The sequence below is a fragment of the [Borrelia] turdi genome, assembly GCF_030439285.2.
In the GTDB taxonomy this organism is placed as follows: domain Bacteria; phylum Spirochaetota; class Spirochaetia; order Borreliales; family Borreliaceae; genus Borreliella; species Borreliella turdi.
Genome location: NZ_CP124018.1, coordinates 601,205 through 617,518, shown reverse-complemented (window position 1 = coordinate 617,518; position 16,314 = coordinate 601,205). Strand labels below are relative to the sequence as shown.

Sequence of the window (16,314 nt, the reverse complement as noted above, 5' to 3'; positions counted from 1 at the left end):
ACAAAACTTTCACCTTAATAAATCACATATAAATAATTACTAATAATAATTGGCAAATTAGACTTTTCTTTTTGAATTTTAAAGATCAAATCCCCAAATATTTGCAAATAATTATTTTATTATTTAGCTACATGCATATATAATTATATAATAAAACATATAGAATACTAAAAATTTAATATTTTAAAAATTTTATGAAAAATTAAGATTTTAAGAGGACCTAGTGAAAAAAAAGAAACTTAACTCTGACCTTTTTTATAAATTTAATTTTATAATTCTGGCATATACAATAATCATTATTGCAACAACCTTCTTACTACTAGATCAAGGTTATAAAAAAATCATAACAAAAGAACTTCAAGATTTTACAAAATTTATTAACCAAGCAATGATTAAAAGCTTTTCTGATGAATCTAAAGAAATAATAAAAGCTTTAAGCACATTAACAGCCAGATATGATTATAAATCTGCGATTTTAAATAACAAAAGCGAGGAACACTTAGTATCTGATAAGATTTTAGTTACACTCCCGGCCTTTATTAAAATAATAGAGTATGCAAACAAAGATGGATACATAATCGCATCAAGTGAAAAAAAAAGAACCGGCCAATATATGAGTTTAAAAGAATTGATCTTGGGCAAGGCTATAACTACATTTCAAATTTCAATTCTTCACAACAGTTTGGCAAAAATAAATAACAATTTTTATATTCCAATAGCATATAAAATAACGGATTCAAAAAAATCTAATATTGGATATATTATTTTATATGCTGACATTTCAGAGAAAATTTCTGAACTAAAAGAATATCTTTTATTGCTTTTGGAAAACTCGTTACTAGAACAAAATGCAAGCAGCCAAAACTCATCAAAATACTTTAATGTATACATAATAAACGGAAATGGAGATGCATTTGGGGGAAAAGATGAGGTTTTGAAAAACATAAAGCACATATTTGGCTTTAACACAAAAACATTAACTCAAATATTAAACGCATTATCTCAAGGAAAAGCAAATTACAATACAAGCAATTCAAATGAAATAATTTCCTTAGCAAGAATTGCATCATCGAATTGGTACCTAGGAATAAAAATAGATTATAACAACATATTCTCAAAAGAATTTAAAAATATGAGAGTGGTTTCGCTTAGCATTATATTTATTTTGGTAATAATTTTTATATTAATAATGATATCAACCATAAAAACTTTAATAATCTCAAAAATAGATAAACTTAATGTTGTAATTCCAAAAGTTAAAAACGGTGACTTAACATTTAAAATAGAATCAAAAGGCAAAGATTCAATAAGCTCAACAATAAATCTTTTTGGTCATTTTATTGAAAATCTAAAAAATGTAATCAATTCACTACAAGAACGAGTAAGGCTGTTAAAAGAAAATGGAGATCATTTATTTAGTGAAATAAATAAAACCCACAATACAATAAAAAATTCAAATCAATACATAGAAAAAACACAAGAAGAAGTAGAAAAACAAGTAGAATTCATATCTAACACAACAAACGTAATTGAAAGTCTTTCAAAAAATATTTCATCTCTTGACAACTCAATTGAAACTCAAGCCGCAAGCGTTGAACAATCCTCATCAGCTATTGAAGAAATGATAGGAGGAATACAATCAATAACAGAAATAACTCAAAAAGCTGCAAAAAGCACAGAAGAGCTAAAAAGATTCTCTGATGATGGACGAAAAAAACAAGAAGAAGTTATTACTCAAATCAAAGAGATTTTCAAAAACTCAACAAGATTACAAGAAGCAAACTCTTTAATTTCATCTATAGCTAGTCAAACCAATCTGCTCTCAATGAACGCTGCAATTGAAGCATCTCATGCTGGTGAAGCTGGAAAAGGATTTGCTATTGTTGCAGAAGAAATAAAAGACCTAGCAGAACAAGTAACATCACAATCAGAATCTGTTGCATCATCAATTAACGAAATAATGGATTCAATAACCAAAACTGTAAACACTTCTGAATTAACAAATAAAGCTTTCAACCAAATATTTGATTCAATCAATCTAGTCGTTCAAGTAATAGAAGAAATAAATCATACAATGCAAGAGCAATCAATAGGTAGCCAAGAAATTTTAAAGGCTTTAAATACAATGCGAGAAATAACATATGAAGTAAAAATTGGCTCAAATGATATGTTTAGAGGCAACAAAAAAATCATTAGCACTGTTAAATTATTAGGAGAAATTAATATTACGGTCTCAAACTCAATGAAAGGTTTAAAAGAAGAGATTAATAAATTAGTAGAAGCAATTGAGCGTATTAAGGTTTTAGGAACTACAAACTCAAGCCATATTTCTGGAATCAGTGAAAGTACAAATCAATTTAAAACCAAATAAAATAAATAAAAAGGAAATAATATGCAAAAAAAGACATTTTATAACACTGAAAAATATCTTAAAAGTCATTTAATGTTATTTCCTATTTTTGCTTACACAAAAAACTTTTTAGATGCTAGCATCATATCTATCTGGATTTCACTATGCATTATATTTCCTGCCTTAATAATCAATCAAATAGAATTAAAAAAACATAAAAGTCATATACTAGGAATATACCTATTAATAATAGGAATTTTTACTAGTTTAACTTACTTATTCATGCTTTATTTAACGCCAACTTTATACAAAGAGTTCAAATTTTCAATACCTATTTTAATGGCCATAATAATATCATTCCATAAAAATGAGCCTTTTAAAATCCTAAAAAATCCATCAATGATAATTCAATATTCTAAAATTCCAATTTCAATTTTTATTGTTCTAAGCTCAGCAATTTCGCTTATTAGGGAAATATTAAACACAGGAAGTTTAAAACTTTTTAACAAAGAAGTGTTTATAATAGAAGGGCTTATAAATACAAAAATGGCAGCCCATAGCTCAAACATTTTTATTGCGACGTCTTTAATTTTCCTATTAATAAATATATTAACAAGTGTTAAAGAAGGAAAAAATGAATAAAAGTGTTAAAAAAAATATTAAAGACGAAATCAGCATTATAGTTGCCAATCTAGCATTATCAAAAAACATAAAGCTAGATAAAATCAATATAAATATTCAAAAACCTCCCAAAAGTGACCTGGGAGATATTTCCATATTAATATTTGAACTTAGCAAAACCCTGAAACTTCCTATTTCAACTATCTCTGAAGAAATAATAAAAGCCCTTAAAGCTAAATACGAAATTAAAGCTACGGGACCTTACTTAAATATTAAAATTCCTAGAAAAGAATATATGAACAATACAATACAAATGATAAATGCCCAAAAAGATACCTATGGAACAAGTAAATATCTAGACAATAAAAAAATAATATTAGAATTTTCATCGCCAAATACAAACAAACCGCTACATGTGGGACATCTTAGAAATGACGCAATAGGAGAAAGTCTCTCAAGAATATTAAAAGCTGTAGGGGCAAAAATTACAAAAATAAACTTAATAAACGATCGTGGGGTTCATATCTGCAAATCAATGCTTGCATACAAAAAATTTGGAAACGAAATTACCCCAGAAAAAGCTTTTAAAAAAGGAGACCATTTAATTGGCGATTTTTATGTTAAATACAACAAATACTCACAAGAAAATGAAAATGCTGAAAAAGAAATTCAGGACCTCCTTTTAAAATGGGAGCAAAAAGATGCAAGCACAATTGAACTTTGGAAAAAGCTAAATAAATGGGCAATTGAAGGAATAAAAGAAACATACAAAATTACGAACATCTCATTTGATAAAATATACTTTGAAAGTGAAATTTTTGAAATTGGGAAAAATGTCGTATTAAAAGGACTTGAAAAAGGATTTTGCTATAAACGAGAAGATGGCGCAATATGCATTGATTTACCCCCAGATTCGGATGAAAAAGCAGAAACTAAAGTAAGACAAAAAGTACTAATAAGATCAAACGGAACATCTATCTATCTTACCCAAGATTTAGGAAATATAGCGATTAGAACAGAAGAATTTAATTTCGAAGAAATGATTTATGTGGTTGGAAGCGAACAAATTCAGTACTTCAAAAGTTTATTTTTTGTATCAGAAAAATTGGGAATCTCTAAAAACAAAAAACTTATTCATTTGTCACACGGAATGGTCAATCTTGTTGATGGCAAAATGAAGTCAAGAGAAGGCAATGTAATTGACGGAGATAATTTAATCTCAGACTTAATGGAATTAATAATTCCTGAAATTACGCAAAAAATTGAGAATAAGAAGAATATTGAGAAAAATGCTTTAAATATTGCACTAGGAGCAATTCATTATTATCTGCTAAAATCAGCTGTATATAAAAATATTGTATTTAATAAAAAAGAAAGTCTATCCTTTACAGGAAATTCTGGACCATATATTCAATATGTCGGAGCAAGAATTAATAGTATTCTTGAAAAATACAATTCACTTTCTATTCCAATAGTGGAAAAAATTAATTTTGAACTTTTAAAACATGAAAAAGAGTGGGAAATTATTAAAATAATATCAGAATTAGAAGAAAACATAATCAAGGCAGCAAAAGACTTAAACCCTGCAATACTTGCAAGCTATTCATACTCACTTGCAAAGCATTTTAGCGCATATTATCAAGAAGTTAAAGTAATAGATATAAACAATCCTGATTTAACAGTCGCAAGAATTGAATTTTTAAAAGCTATATTACAAACAATAAAAAACTGCATGTACCTACTAAATATTCCTTATATGTTAAAAATGTAGACAAGAAAATTTTGTAGAATTTTCTTGTCTAATATCCGTTTAAATCTAAATCACTTTTACTAAAAATTAATTTTATTTTATCTTCATACTTTTGAGATACATAATATCTTTTTAGCTTAAGAGTATTGGTAAGCTCTTCTCCAATTGAAAAAGAATCCTGAAGCAAAACAAAGCCTACTATTTTTTCAAAATTTTTAAAACCCAATTTAGTATTAATAGTATCTGAAATATGCTTAGAATAAAGTTTATTAACATCCTCATTAGCTAATAAATCATTCCTAGAGGAAAAAGAAATTCCACTAGAATTTGCCCACTTTTCAAGATTATCAAAATTGGGCACAATAACAGCTCCTAAAAATTTTTGATCTTGACCAACAATCATAATATTTTCAATAAATAAAGATTTACCCAAAACTCTCTCAAGGGGCTCAGGTTCAATATTTTCTCCTCCCCTGAGAACAATTGTATCTTTACTTCTACCAACAATTGAAATTTCATTATTAATTGTTAATCTAACTAAGTCTCCAGTATTAAGCCAACCATCTTCTGTTAAAACTTCGCTTGTCTTGGCTTTATCCTTGAAGTAACCGCTCATTATTTGTGGTGACCTTACCCAAAGCTCACCTTTTTCTCCATAAGGCAAAACTTTCCCATCAACTCCAACTACTTTGTACTCAACATCCGGCAAAATGGGTCCTACAGTTCTTGCTACGGGAGCTTTAAGGCGCCTAACGCTCAAAATAGGACCCGTTTCAGTAAGACCATAACCTTCAAGAACTTTAATTCCCACAGCCTTGAAAAAATAATCAACATAATCAACCAATGCTCCACCACCAGAAACTCCAAATTCAAAATTTCGCCCAAGAGCATTTTTTATTTTTTTAAATACCAAAATATCGCCTAATAATTTAACAGGAAAAATTAAAATAATCCCAACAAATAAAAATAACTTTGAAAAAATCGAAATAAACAAATTGGGTTTTTTATAAACAGGTGAAAACCCTAAAAATTTTTCCTTAAGCTTCGCATAAACAATTCCAATTTTTAAAAACCCTCCAAACACAAGCTTCTTAATCAAAGATTCCGACACCTTTTTAATAATGCCTATTCTTATACCTTCCCAAATTCTGGGTACAGAAATAATCATTTGGGGATTTAAAAGTAAAAAATCTTTTAACAAAACAGGGCCTATAGGCTTTGAATATGCAATTGCTATACCCTTTAAAGCAACTATATATTCACAAGCCCTCTCAAAAGAATGCCAAAGGGGAAGAATGGAAATCATTATCTTGCCCGGCTTGAGCGTTGGAAGATAATCATAAAGTCTGTCTAATTGAAAAATGAAAGATTCATGCCTCAATATTACTCCTTTTGGCATACCTGTTGTACCAGAAGTATATATTATAGTTGCAATATCTTTTAAAGAACCTTTTTCAATTTCCATATCAAATGATTTTGGATTAACTCTTAAATACTCGGCTCCAAGTTCTAATAATTTTTTATAAGAAAATATAGTAATGTTTCCCATCTTTTCTTCATAAGATTTATCATCATCAATAACAACAATGCACCTTACCAATCTAAGCTCATGTTTTTTGGATAAAACTTTTTGGAGTTGTTTATTGTTTTCAACAAAAACAAAAGTAGATTCAGAATGGTTAATAATATAAGTTAATTCATCCTCAGAAGAATCATTTCCTCTAGGAACATCAACACAGCCTAACCCTAAAGTAGCAATGTCAATTATTATCCACTCTCTTCTAGAATCAGAAATAATTACAACCTTTTCTCCCCTTTTAATGCCATAATGCAAAAGCCCAGAAGCCACTCTTTTTACTTCATTCCAAAAGTCGGCATATATTTGCTTTTTAAAACTTTTAGAATCCCCTTCTTTATATATAAAAATATCAAGCTCACTATAAAGAGCTATCACCTCTTTAAAACGCTTGGGCACAGTATCTCTCATAAATCCCCCTCAAATCAATTTAAAATTAACTTAAAACAAGTAGCAGGCCACTAACAATAATATTATAAAAACTATGTATAAAAATCACATAATATACATTTTTATACCTTAAATAGATAAAAGCAAAAAATATCCCTAATATAAATGTAACCAAAAATCCTAAAATTCCATAATATAAATGTCCATAAGCAAAAAAAATACTACTGAGGAAACCCGTAACTATAATAGGAAATCTCATTTGTATAAGCTTGGTAATAACAAAAGCCCTATAAAACAACTCTTCAAAAGTTCCTGTAAAAAAAGAGGTAAAAGTCATCAAAAACAATGCTGTTTTACTGCTAATTTTCCAATTAAATCCAACATTGTTTTGAAAATAATGGGCAAATGCCGATTCTGACAATAGATATTCAAGTAAAAAAGCTATTAAAAAAATAAATACCATTGCAATCAACATTGTTTTAATAAAAATTAAAACAGATTCCCAAACAAAAATAAATTTAAATTTAGGAAAAAAAAATTCTACTCTAAAATCATCATAAGAACTGGTAAGTTTAAAAAAATAAATTATAAAAATAATTAAAAAAGATCTTGAAATCCAAAAATAATAATGATTTTCATTAACATTCCAAAATTCTGAATCGACATTTCCGAAAGGAGATGCAAGATGAATAACAATATAAACCAAAAAAAGATCAAGCAAAGCCAGCTTGAATGGATATTGATTTTTTAACAATTGCATAAAACATTGTAATTAAATAATTATAAATTGTCAATAAATGATTATTGATTAATTAATTAAAACAAATTAAAATTTAAAGAATAATTATTTATAAATAAAAAATGAAAATATTGTAAATGATTTTAATATTTCTACTAATTTCACTTAATTTATCAATCCAATATTATTTAAAGCTCAATTTGATTTACTTTAACACAATACTAACATTATTTTTTGCAATAAAAAATAACAAACACTTAGCACTTAGTTTTATTTTTTGTACAATATTGCTATTAGGCTTTCAAGCTCGATTAAATTTTAAAACATTGGAAAAAAATACTTATCAAATAACAAACATTAAAAATTTTAAAAAAGATTCAAGAACTATTATCGAAGTAATTGATGCTGGCTCAAATACACAGAAATTCAAATTCAAAAATATTGAAAATATTTACAAAATCGGAGATATTATAAAACTTAAAAGCCAAAAAATAAAACTTATTAAAAGACCCTTTTTTGCCAAACTTAGAGAAAAATATAAAAACACTTTAAATATTTTTTTTACCACATTAAATCCTAGTTATTCCCATTTTTCAAAAACAATAATTTTGAATATCAAATCAGAAATAACAAAATATGAAAAAACATTATTTCAAAATGCAGGGATTGCCCACATTTTAGTAGTGTCTGGACTACATTTTTATCTAATAAGTTTAATAAGCTATTATTTACTTTTAATAATCGCAAATGAAAAATTAAAATACTTAATACTAAGCATAATTTTATTAAATTATCTAATATTAACTGGATTTACACCTTCAACACTAAGAGCATTTATAATGACAGAATCTCTTATAATATACAAACTAATTTACGGAAAGATTAGTTTAATAAGCTGTATATCTATTAGTTTTATAATAAATGCTATTGCATTCCCCGAAACACTAAGTTCAATAGGATTTCAACTCTCCTATCTTGCAACAATAGGAATATCAGCATCCGTTTATCTAAAAAATAGATACAATCTTAAAAGACTAACATCATCAATGCTTACAACATTTTTTATTCAAATACTCACTTCACCAGTAATTTATTTTAACAATTTTGATCTTACACCAATCTCAATATTATCAAACTTAATAATTATTCCATTAATATTAATTTTCTTAGTAATAACAATATTAAGCTTAATAACTTATTTTTCAAGCTTAAATTTATTTTTTCTATTTGACCTTGTAAACGCCTATATATTCCAAACAATAAAAATTACAGCAACATTTTTTAGCACATTCTTTATAGTCAAGCATCAACAAATACCTATATTTTTAATATTAAGTATTCTACTTATAGCTTACATTATTTATAATAACGAAACTAAAAAAAATCAAAATAATTAAAAAATAGGTGCAAATATAAAGAATAATATGCTACTATCTCTTTTATCTATGAAAATCAACTATAATAGTATAATTAGCATAAAACAAACATTAAAGGAAAGAAAAATAGCTCCAAGAAAACTGTGGGGACAAAATTATCTAATCAACGAAAGCATAAGACAAAAAATAATAGAAAGCTTAGATATAAAAGAAAATGAAAAAATCTGGGAAATTGGTCCTGGCCTTGGCGCAATGACTGATATTTTATTAAAAAAAACTAATCGGTTAACCGTATTTGAAATTGACTTAAAATATTCAGAAATATTAAATGAAAAATTTGGAAAATTAAAAAACTTTAAATTGATAAAAGGAGACTTTTTAAAAAAATACAAAAACGCAAATAAAAACATTGATAAAATATTTTCAAATTTACCATACAATATTGCATCAAAAGTAATATCTAAACTAATTGAAGAAAATTTTTTAAAAGAAATGGTATTCACAGTACAAAAAGAATTGGCCGACAGAATAATTGCAAAAATAAATAGCAAAAACTACTCTTCATTTACAGTCTTAGTACAATCACACTTTACAGTAATTAAAATAGTAGACATAGGAGAAAACAATTTTTATCCTGTACCTAAAGTTAAATCCACAACGCTAAAATTAATTCCTAAAAAAAATAATATAAAAGACTTCAAAAAATTCAACAAATTGATTAGGACTGTATTCTCAAGCAGAAGAAAGAAATTAAAAAACACCATTATTAATTTCATCGCAAATAAAACTACTTTAAGAGAAAATTTTTTAAAAGAATATTTAGACAAAAGGCCTGAAAACATTTCTGTTGAAGAATTTATACAGATTTCCAACACTTTAACTGATTATCATTAAAGCACTTGCAAATACAATTTCATCAACAGAACAACCCCTTGAAAGGTCACTAATGGGCTTAGAAAAACCTTGTAAAAAGGGCCCATAGGCCTTAGCAAAAGCAAATCTCTCTACTAATTTATAACCAATATTGCCAGCATCTAAATTAGGAAATATTAAAACATTAGCAGAACCCGCTACTAAAGATTCTTTGCATTTTTTTTCTGCAACATTTTTAATTATAGCTGAATCAAGTTGAAGCTCTCCATCAATAAGCAAATCATTCTCTTTATTTTTCACAATATTTAAAGCATTCTTTACCTTTTCGGTTTCTTTAGCATTAGAAGATCCTTTTGTTGAAAAGCTCAAAAGAGCAACCTTGGGCTTTGCATCTAAAATATCTTTAAAAGATTTAGCACTTTGTAATGCAATTTCTGCAAGCTCTAAAGAATTGGGATTGACCACTACAGAACAGTCTGCAAAAAATAAAATTCCATTATATCCAAAACAAAAATTAACGTTACGAGCAACATTCAAAGTATCCATAATCATAAAAGATGATATAATCTTAACACCATCCAACTTAGGAATTATTCTCAAAGCATTAGACAAAACCTTAGCAGAAGTTGAAATAGCCCCACAAACACAAGACTTGACATAGCCAAGCCTTACCATAAGCATAGCAAAAGTAATTTCATCTAAAACTTGAGTTTTTAAACTTTGCTTCGTAGCACCTTTTGTCTTTAACAAACTCCAATATTCATCCAAATACATTTCAATATCGGGGAAATAATTAGGATCAACAACTTCTATTCTTTCTAAAATATTATTACAATTGGAAAATTCTTTTAAAGAATTAATAACAGGATCTTTTTTACCTATCAAAATAATTGAATTCGCAAGATTTTTTTGCAAAACAATAACAGCCGCCTCCAAAACTCTAGAATCACTGCTTTCGGGAAAAACTACACTGGCCTTAAGCTTATTCTCTTTTACAAATACTTTCGCCTTCTTAAAAATATAATCTTTTAAACAAAACACTTTATAAAAAGAATACAATGCAAATTAAGAAATGCATAAAAAAACATTTTTATGCATTTCTTAAAGAATTCTTAAAATTTCTTGTACAACTTTAGCTGAATTAAAAGCGGCTAATTTTAAAAATTTACTATATTCGACTTCATTTGCTTTTTTATTTACAATGTCAGATATAGACCTAATAACTATAAAAGGTATATTAAACATATGAGAAACATGTCCTATTGCTGCACCTTCCATCTCAACAGCTATTACATCTTTAAAGTTTTCCATAATCTTGTTAATATAAGTCGGGACAATAAACTGATCGCCTGTTAATATTAATCCTGAATATGAATTAGAACCTCTAACCTTTGATTTAATGGCCTCTTTAGCCTTATTAACTAAATTTTTATTGGCACTAAATTTTTGGGGTAATCCCGTAAGCTGCCCCATCTTGTATCCAAATCTAGTTAAATCAACATCATGATATGCAACCTCTGAAGACACTACCACATCTCCTACTTTAATATCCTTGTATTTATCACTAATAACACCACCAGCAACTCCAGAATTAATTACATGACTTATATTGTATTTTGACAAAATATAGCTAGTCCAAACACCTGCATTAACCTTACCAACCCCACAAAGAATAGTTATAACATTACGATTAGACAACTTCCCCTTTAAAATCTTTTTATTAAGACCATACTCCTTAAGCAATATTTCTTCCTTATTAGACATAAGCTTAGTTATCTGCTCAAGCTCAGAATCCATCGCAGTTACTATTAAAACACTGCTATTTTTAGAAAAAGCAACATAGCCGTTTGAAAAAACTAACAAAAAAAGCAAAAATTTTATTAAAAAATTGTTCATAAAATCATACTCCTTATAGTAAAAAAACATATTATATTACTATTTTACAAAATAAAAAATTAAAACTAAGTTACTTTTGAAATAATTTTTGCAAAAGATATTGAAAAAAAATATCCTATCCATATTACAATATTAATAGCTTAAACAAAAAGGGGAAAACTAAATGAAAAAAATGAATCTGGTTACAGCTGCTCTACCCTATGTTAACAACATTCCTCATCTTGGAAATTTAGTGCAAGTATTGTCAGCCGATGCTTTTGCAAGATATTCTAAAATGTCAGGAATTGAAACTCTTTATGTCTGCGGAACAGATGAATATGGAACAGCCACAGAAACCAAAGCCTTAATTGAAAAAACTACCCCTTTAGAACTTTGCAATAAATATTATGAAATACATAAATCAATTTACAAATGGTTTAATATTGAATTTGATATCTTCGGTCGAACAACCAACAAGCACCATCAAGAGATTGTACAAAATTTTTTCTTAAAATTAGAAAAAAATGGTTATATAAAAGAGCGAGAAACTGAACAGTTTTTTTGTAACAAAGATTCAATATTCTTAGCTGATAGATATGTAATAGGAGAATGCCCAGAGTGTCAAAGCATAGCTAAAGGAGATCAGTGCGACAACTGTTCTAAGCTTTTAAATCCAATAGACCTAATAAATCCAAAATGCATAATTTGTAAAAACAAACCTATTTTAAAAAAAACAAACCATCTTTATATAGATCTTCCTAAAATAAAAACAAAACTTGAAAAATGGATAAAAAATTCGGCTACTAATAAGAATTGGAATACCAATGCCCTTAAAATGACAAATGCTTTTTTAAGAGATGGTCTTAAAGAAAGAGCAATTACAAGAGATCTAAAATGGGGAATTCCTGTGCCTAAAAAAGGTTATGAAAATAAAGTATTTTATGTCTGGTTTGATGCTCCAATAGGATATATTTCAATTACTAAAAACATTGTAAAAAATTGGAAATCTTGGTGGAAAAACAATGAACAAGTAAATCTTGTACAATTTATTGGAAAAGACAATATATTGTTTCATACAATTATATTCCCTTGCATAGAAATTGGAAGTAAAGAAAATTGGACAATATTAAATCAGCTCTCATCAAGCGAGTACTTAAATTATGAAAATCTTAAATTTTCAAAATCAGAAGGAACAGGAATTTTTGGAAACGATATTATTAGCACAGGAATCCCTTCTGATATTTGGCGATTCTATGTATATTATAACAGACCTGAAAAGTCTGATTTTCAATTTATGTGGCAAGATCTTATGGAAAGAGTAAATACAGAACTTATTGACAATTTTTCAAACCTTGTCAACAGAGTATTAACGTTTCAAAAAAAATTCTTTGGAGATGTAATAGAAATAATAGAAATTCAAAATAAATTTTGGAAACGAATAACACCGAAATATAATAAAATACTAAATCTTTTTAAAAAAACAGAACTAAAATCTGCGCTCAAAGAAATACTTAAAATTTCAGCTCTTGGAAATAAAATATTTCAAAATAACGAACCGTGGAAAAAAAAAGACACCTCTCCACAAGAAACAAAAGAGCTGATCTCAAACTTAATATACCTAATCAGAGATTTATCTATTTTAATAATGCCATTTATTCCCGAAACAAGCAAAAAGATACAACAATTCTTTGGCAACAGTTATCAATTTTCTACAAAAATTCTTGGAACTAAATTGGGAATTAAAAAAATTGAATTCACAGAAATATTATTCAATAAACTAGAACAAAAAAAAATCAACAATTTAAAGCTAAAATATTCAGGGGAGAAATATATGGAAGAAAAAGAAACGCCAGAAAACTTATTTAGAGAAAAAGTGCTCTTAAAAGTCGTAAAAATAAATAAAATAGAAAGAAATCCTGAGGCTAAAAACTTATTCATATTAAAACTAGATGACGGAACTAATGGGGAAAAACAAATAGTAAGTAGTCTTGACGGGCATTATACAGAAGAAGAGCTTTTAGGAAAACATATAATAATAGTAGATAATTTAAAGCCTGCAAAATTTAGAGGAATAAAATCTGAAGGAATGTTAGTAGCTGCTGAGGATAAAAATAAAAATTTTAAAGTTATAATCGTAGAAGATTCAATCAAAAATCCTATTGCTGGAGAACGAATAATACTTGAAAACGATCAAAATAAAGATCTTGCCTATCCACCTAAAATTAGCATAGATAAATTTTCAAAAGCTAATATAGTAACAGAAAGCGGAGAGCTTAAAATAAATGGAATAAACTTAATATTAGAACATTCTAAGAAAAAAATATTATCCAAAGATATTCCAAACGGAATAGTTTGCTAAGAGTTACTAATGACTATTAAAAAAATAAAAATAAAAGAAATGGAAGAAAATTATCTTCAAAGCGAATTGTGGGCATTAATAAAAACAACAAAAAACAGAAATTGGAAAGCCATAGCATTTAAAAGTGATATTCTTGGTAAAATCGTTGTACTGCAAAGAAGACTATTTAAAATTTTTTATTTGGCATACATTCCACATCCAGAATTTTCAAACAAAACTCTTGAGAACATTAATATTGAGGAAATCAGCAAAAATATTAAAGAATTTAGCATAAAAATAAAACCTTACTTAAATAAAAATACAATTTTTTTAAGATTCGATTTAATGTATTACTATCAAAGAACACTGAATGACAAATACTGTCCATTAAAAATTAAACTCAAATATCTAAAAAAATCATTTGATGACATACAGCCTTCAAGCACAACAATATTAAACTTAAATAATTCTCTTGAAAATATTTTGCTTAACATGAAAAAAAAAACAAGATACAATATAAAGCTCAGTACAAAAAAAAATTTAAATATAATAATAGATGATAAATTTAAACATCTAAATGCATTTTACAATCTTTACAAAGAAACTAGCAAAAGAGATAAATTTACTATCCATTCAGAAGAATATATACAAAACCTAATTGAAATGTTCAAACAAGACAAAAATGCTCAAATAAAATTAATAATTGCATTTTATAACAACATAATTGTTTCTGGCATAATAATAGGGATTTATAAGGAAAAAGCAGTCTATCTTTATGGGGCTTCTAGCAGAGAATATAGAAATTTAATGCCCAATTATGCAGTTCAATTTAAAGCAATACAAACTTTAAAAAAATTAGAAATAAAAGAATATGATTTTTTAGGAATCCCCCCAATTGCAAATAAAAAACATCCCTTATCTGGTCTTTTTGGTTTTAAAACAGGATTTGGAGGAAATATTATTCACAGAATTGGCTGTTATGATTTTACTTACAAAAATTTTATTTACAAAATTTATGCAAATCTTGAAAAACTCAGATACTTTTATTACAAAGTAATAAGAAAAAAAATTTAACTAAGCATATTGACTAAATTTTTGAATTGTAAGCCTCTATCAAACTCATTATTAAAAAGCTCAAAAGAAGCACTAGCAGGAGAAAATAACACAATGTCACCTGGACTTGAAATATTGAGCGAATAATTTACTGCGTCTCTTAAAGAATCAAATACAAAATATTGTATGTTACTTTTTTCTAAAATCTTAATAATTTTTACAGTTGCACTACCTTTTATCAAAATCCAAGTTTTCACAAGATTTATGATATTATAAAAACTTAAAAAATTAAGTTCTTTATCAGTTCCTCCAACAATTAAGTTAATACAATTATCATTTGTTTTTAAGCTTTTAACAGATAAAACCGTAGAATCAGGAATAGTTGAAGCTGTATCATTATAAAACATTACATTTTGAACTATTTTAACAAACTCTAATCTATGCTCAATGCCTTTAAAATTATTTAAAATATGAAACGTATGATTAAGATCCATATTTAAATAATAAGAAACAAAAAAAGCAATAAGCTTAAAGATCATAAAAACAACCGGTGACTCAGAAAAACTTCCAATTAAGTTATCATTAAAATATACTTTGCCCTTACTACAATAAAAAATATCTCTATCAAAATTACAAGGATTAAATTCGGAAAATAAAATAACTTTGGCTTTTGATTCAAATTTTGAAAAATATTTGTAATAGGCCTTATCTTGAATAATCACAATTCCTGAAGTTTGATTTACAAAAATTTTTGACTTATCAATAATATAGTCATCAAAATTTAAATAATAGTTTTGATGATCGTTATAAATATTTGTAATAATACTAAGAATAGGATTAAAATTCTCTAAAGATTGCAACTGCCAAGAAGAAAGCTCTAAAATCAAAGGAGATAGTCCATCAAGTTGATCAAAAAAGCTCAAAGGAGATACACCAATATTTCCCCCAAGTTTTACCTTTGAATATTTTTTTTTCAAAACCTGATACAAAAGAGACACAAGGGTCGATTTACCTTTAGTACCTGTTACTGCGATTATGGGGTTCTTGTTGAACATTAAAAATAAGCTAATATCCGTTTCAACTCGTTTTGCAAACTTTAAATATTTATTATTGGGTTTAACGCCAGGATTTTTAACAACAATATCAGCTTTTTTAAAATCATTTATATCGTGTTTACCTAAAACATACCGAATTTGATCATCAAACTCTCTTAAAGAATTAATACTTAAGTCTAATTCTGCCTCACTTTTAAGATCAGTAATTACTAACTTTGCCCCATGCTTTAATAAAAATCTAGAAAGAGCTACTCCTCCTCCATTAAGACCTAATCCCATGATTAAAAAATTTAAATTTCTAATTTCGTCTAAACGCAC

Annotated in this window: 12 protein-coding genes; 7 read left to right on the top strand and 5 right to left on the bottom strand. The window is 27.0% G+C overall.

Annotated features, from left to right (window positions below):
• Nucleotides 1-223 precede the first annotated feature (223 nt).
• From QIA31_RS03505 to argS, 3 genes are read left to right on the top strand one after another with little or no spacing between them, the layout of a single operon-like run.
• A complete protein-coding gene (locus tag QIA31_RS03505) occupies nucleotides 224-2,371 on the top strand; it encodes a methyl-accepting chemotaxis protein (protein ID WP_301394272.1) in 2,148 nt (715 codons plus the stop codon).
• Nucleotides 2,372-2,392: 21 nt separating this feature from the next.
• Nucleotides 2,393-2,992, top strand: a complete 600-nt coding sequence (locus QIA31_RS03500) for a hypothetical protein (protein ID WP_301394271.1) — start codon at nucleotides 2,393-2,395, stop codon at nucleotides 2,990-2,992.
• Complete coding sequence (gene argS / locus QIA31_RS03495) at nucleotides 2,985-4,742, top strand: arginine--tRNA ligase (protein WP_301394270.1); 1,758 nt, start codon at nucleotides 2,985-2,987, stop codon at nucleotides 4,740-4,742. Before QIA31_RS03500 ends, argS begins: the two co-directional genes overlap by 8 nt.
• 28 nt (nucleotides 4,743-4,770) lie before the next feature.
• Here argS and QIA31_RS03490 read toward each other — a convergent pair whose 3' ends face one another.
• Together QIA31_RS03490 and QIA31_RS03485 are read right to left on the bottom strand one after the other, a co-directional pair.
• Nucleotides 4,771-6,708, bottom strand: coding sequence for an AMP-binding protein (locus QIA31_RS03490; protein WP_301394269.1), 1,938 nt, complete (start codon nucleotides 6,706-6,708; stop codon nucleotides 4,771-4,773).
• Between the two features lie 25 nt (nucleotides 6,709-6,733).
• The gene (locus QIA31_RS03485; RefSeq protein WP_301394268.1) at nucleotides 6,734-7,447 is read right to left on the bottom strand and encodes a CPBP family intramembrane glutamic endopeptidase; all 714 of its coding nucleotides are present in this window, start codon (nucleotides 7,445-7,447) and stop codon (nucleotides 6,734-6,736) included.
• A 116-nt stretch (nucleotides 7,448-7,563) separates the two neighbouring features.
• Between QIA31_RS03485 and QIA31_RS03480 the strand changes: the two genes are divergently transcribed.
• The gene (locus tag QIA31_RS03480) at nucleotides 7,564-8,823 is read left to right on the top strand and encodes a ComEC/Rec2 family competence protein (RefSeq protein WP_301394267.1); all 1,260 of its coding nucleotides are present in this window, start codon (nucleotides 7,564-7,566) and stop codon (nucleotides 8,821-8,823) included.
• Nucleotides 8,824-8,850: 27 nt separating this feature from the next.
• Entirely contained in the window at nucleotides 8,851-9,696 is an 846-nt protein-coding gene (rsmA, locus tag QIA31_RS03475) for a 16S rRNA (adenine(1518)-N(6)/adenine(1519)-N(6))-dimethyltransferase RsmA (RefSeq protein WP_301394266.1), read from the top strand.
• Here rsmA and pta read toward each other — a convergent pair.
• Together pta and QIA31_RS03465 are read right to left on the bottom strand one after the other, a co-directional pair.
• Nucleotides 9,679-10,716 (bottom strand): phosphate acetyltransferase, encoded by a 1,038-nt coding sequence (gene pta / locus QIA31_RS03470; RefSeq protein WP_301394265.1) that lies wholly within the window; start codon nucleotides 10,714-10,716, stop codon nucleotides 9,679-9,681. The two genes, rsmA and pta, sit on opposite strands and share 18 nt — an antisense overlap.
• Before the next feature lie 60 nt (nucleotides 10,717-10,776).
• Complete coding sequence (locus tag QIA31_RS03465) at nucleotides 10,777-11,571, bottom strand: 5'-methylthioadenosine/adenosylhomocysteine nucleosidase (RefSeq protein WP_301394264.1); 795 nt, start codon at nucleotides 11,569-11,571, stop codon at nucleotides 10,777-10,779.
• A gap of 163 nt (nucleotides 11,572-11,734) precedes the next feature.
• Between QIA31_RS03465 and metG the strand changes: the two genes are divergently transcribed.
• On the top strand, nucleotides 11,735-13,909 hold the full coding sequence (metG, locus tag QIA31_RS03460) for a methionine--tRNA ligase (protein WP_301394263.1): 2,175 nt from the start codon (nucleotides 11,735-11,737) through the stop codon (nucleotides 13,907-13,909).
• Nucleotides 13,910-13,918: 9 nt separating this feature from the next.
• The gene (locus QIA31_RS03455) at nucleotides 13,919-14,962 is read left to right on the top strand and encodes a lipid II:glycine glycyltransferase FemX (RefSeq protein ID WP_301394262.1); all 1,044 of its coding nucleotides are present in this window, start codon (nucleotides 13,919-13,921) and stop codon (nucleotides 14,960-14,962) included.
• On the opposite strand, the gene murD is transcribed toward QIA31_RS03455, so the two are convergent.
• A complete protein-coding gene (gene murD / locus QIA31_RS03450) occupies nucleotides 14,959-16,314 on the bottom strand; it encodes a UDP-N-acetylmuramoyl-L-alanine--D-glutamate ligase (protein ID WP_301394261.1) in 1,356 nt (451 codons plus the stop codon). The two genes, QIA31_RS03455 and murD, sit on opposite strands and share 4 nt — an antisense overlap.

What these genes read in the sequence shown, in the direction of transcription:
- QIA31_RS03455 (WP_301394262.1), top strand. Translation starts at nt 13,919, where the DNA reads ATGACTATTAAAAAAATAAAAATAAAAGAAATGGAAGAAAATTATCTT.
- QIA31_RS03480 (WP_301394267.1), top strand. Translation starts at nt 7,564, where the DNA reads ATGATTTTAATATTTCTACTAATTTCACTTAATTTATCAATCCAATAT.
- argS (WP_301394270.1), top strand. Translation starts at nt 2,985, where the DNA reads ATGAATAAAAGTGTTAAAAAAAATATTAAAGACGAAATCAGCATTATA.
- QIA31_RS03500 (WP_301394271.1), top strand. Translation starts at nt 2,393, where the DNA reads ATGCAAAAAAAGACATTTTATAACACTGAAAAATATCTTAAAAGTCAT.
- QIA31_RS03465 (WP_301394264.1), bottom strand. Translation starts at nt 11,571, where the DNA reads ATGAACAATTTTTTAATAAAATTTTTGCTTTTTTTGTTAGTTTTTTCA.
- rsmA (WP_301394266.1), top strand. Translation starts at nt 8,851, where the DNA reads ATGCTACTATCTCTTTTATCTATGAAAATCAACTATAATAGTATAATT.
- QIA31_RS03485 (WP_301394268.1), bottom strand. Translation starts at nt 7,447, where the DNA reads ATGCAATTGTTAAAAAATCAATATCCATTCAAGCTGGCTTTGCTTGAT.
- QIA31_RS03490 (WP_301394269.1), bottom strand. Translation starts at nt 6,708, where the DNA reads ATGAGAGATACTGTGCCCAAGCGTTTTAAAGAGGTGATAGCTCTTTAT.
- metG (WP_301394263.1), top strand. Translation starts at nt 11,735, where the DNA reads ATGAAAAAAATGAATCTGGTTACAGCTGCTCTACCCTATGTTAACAAC.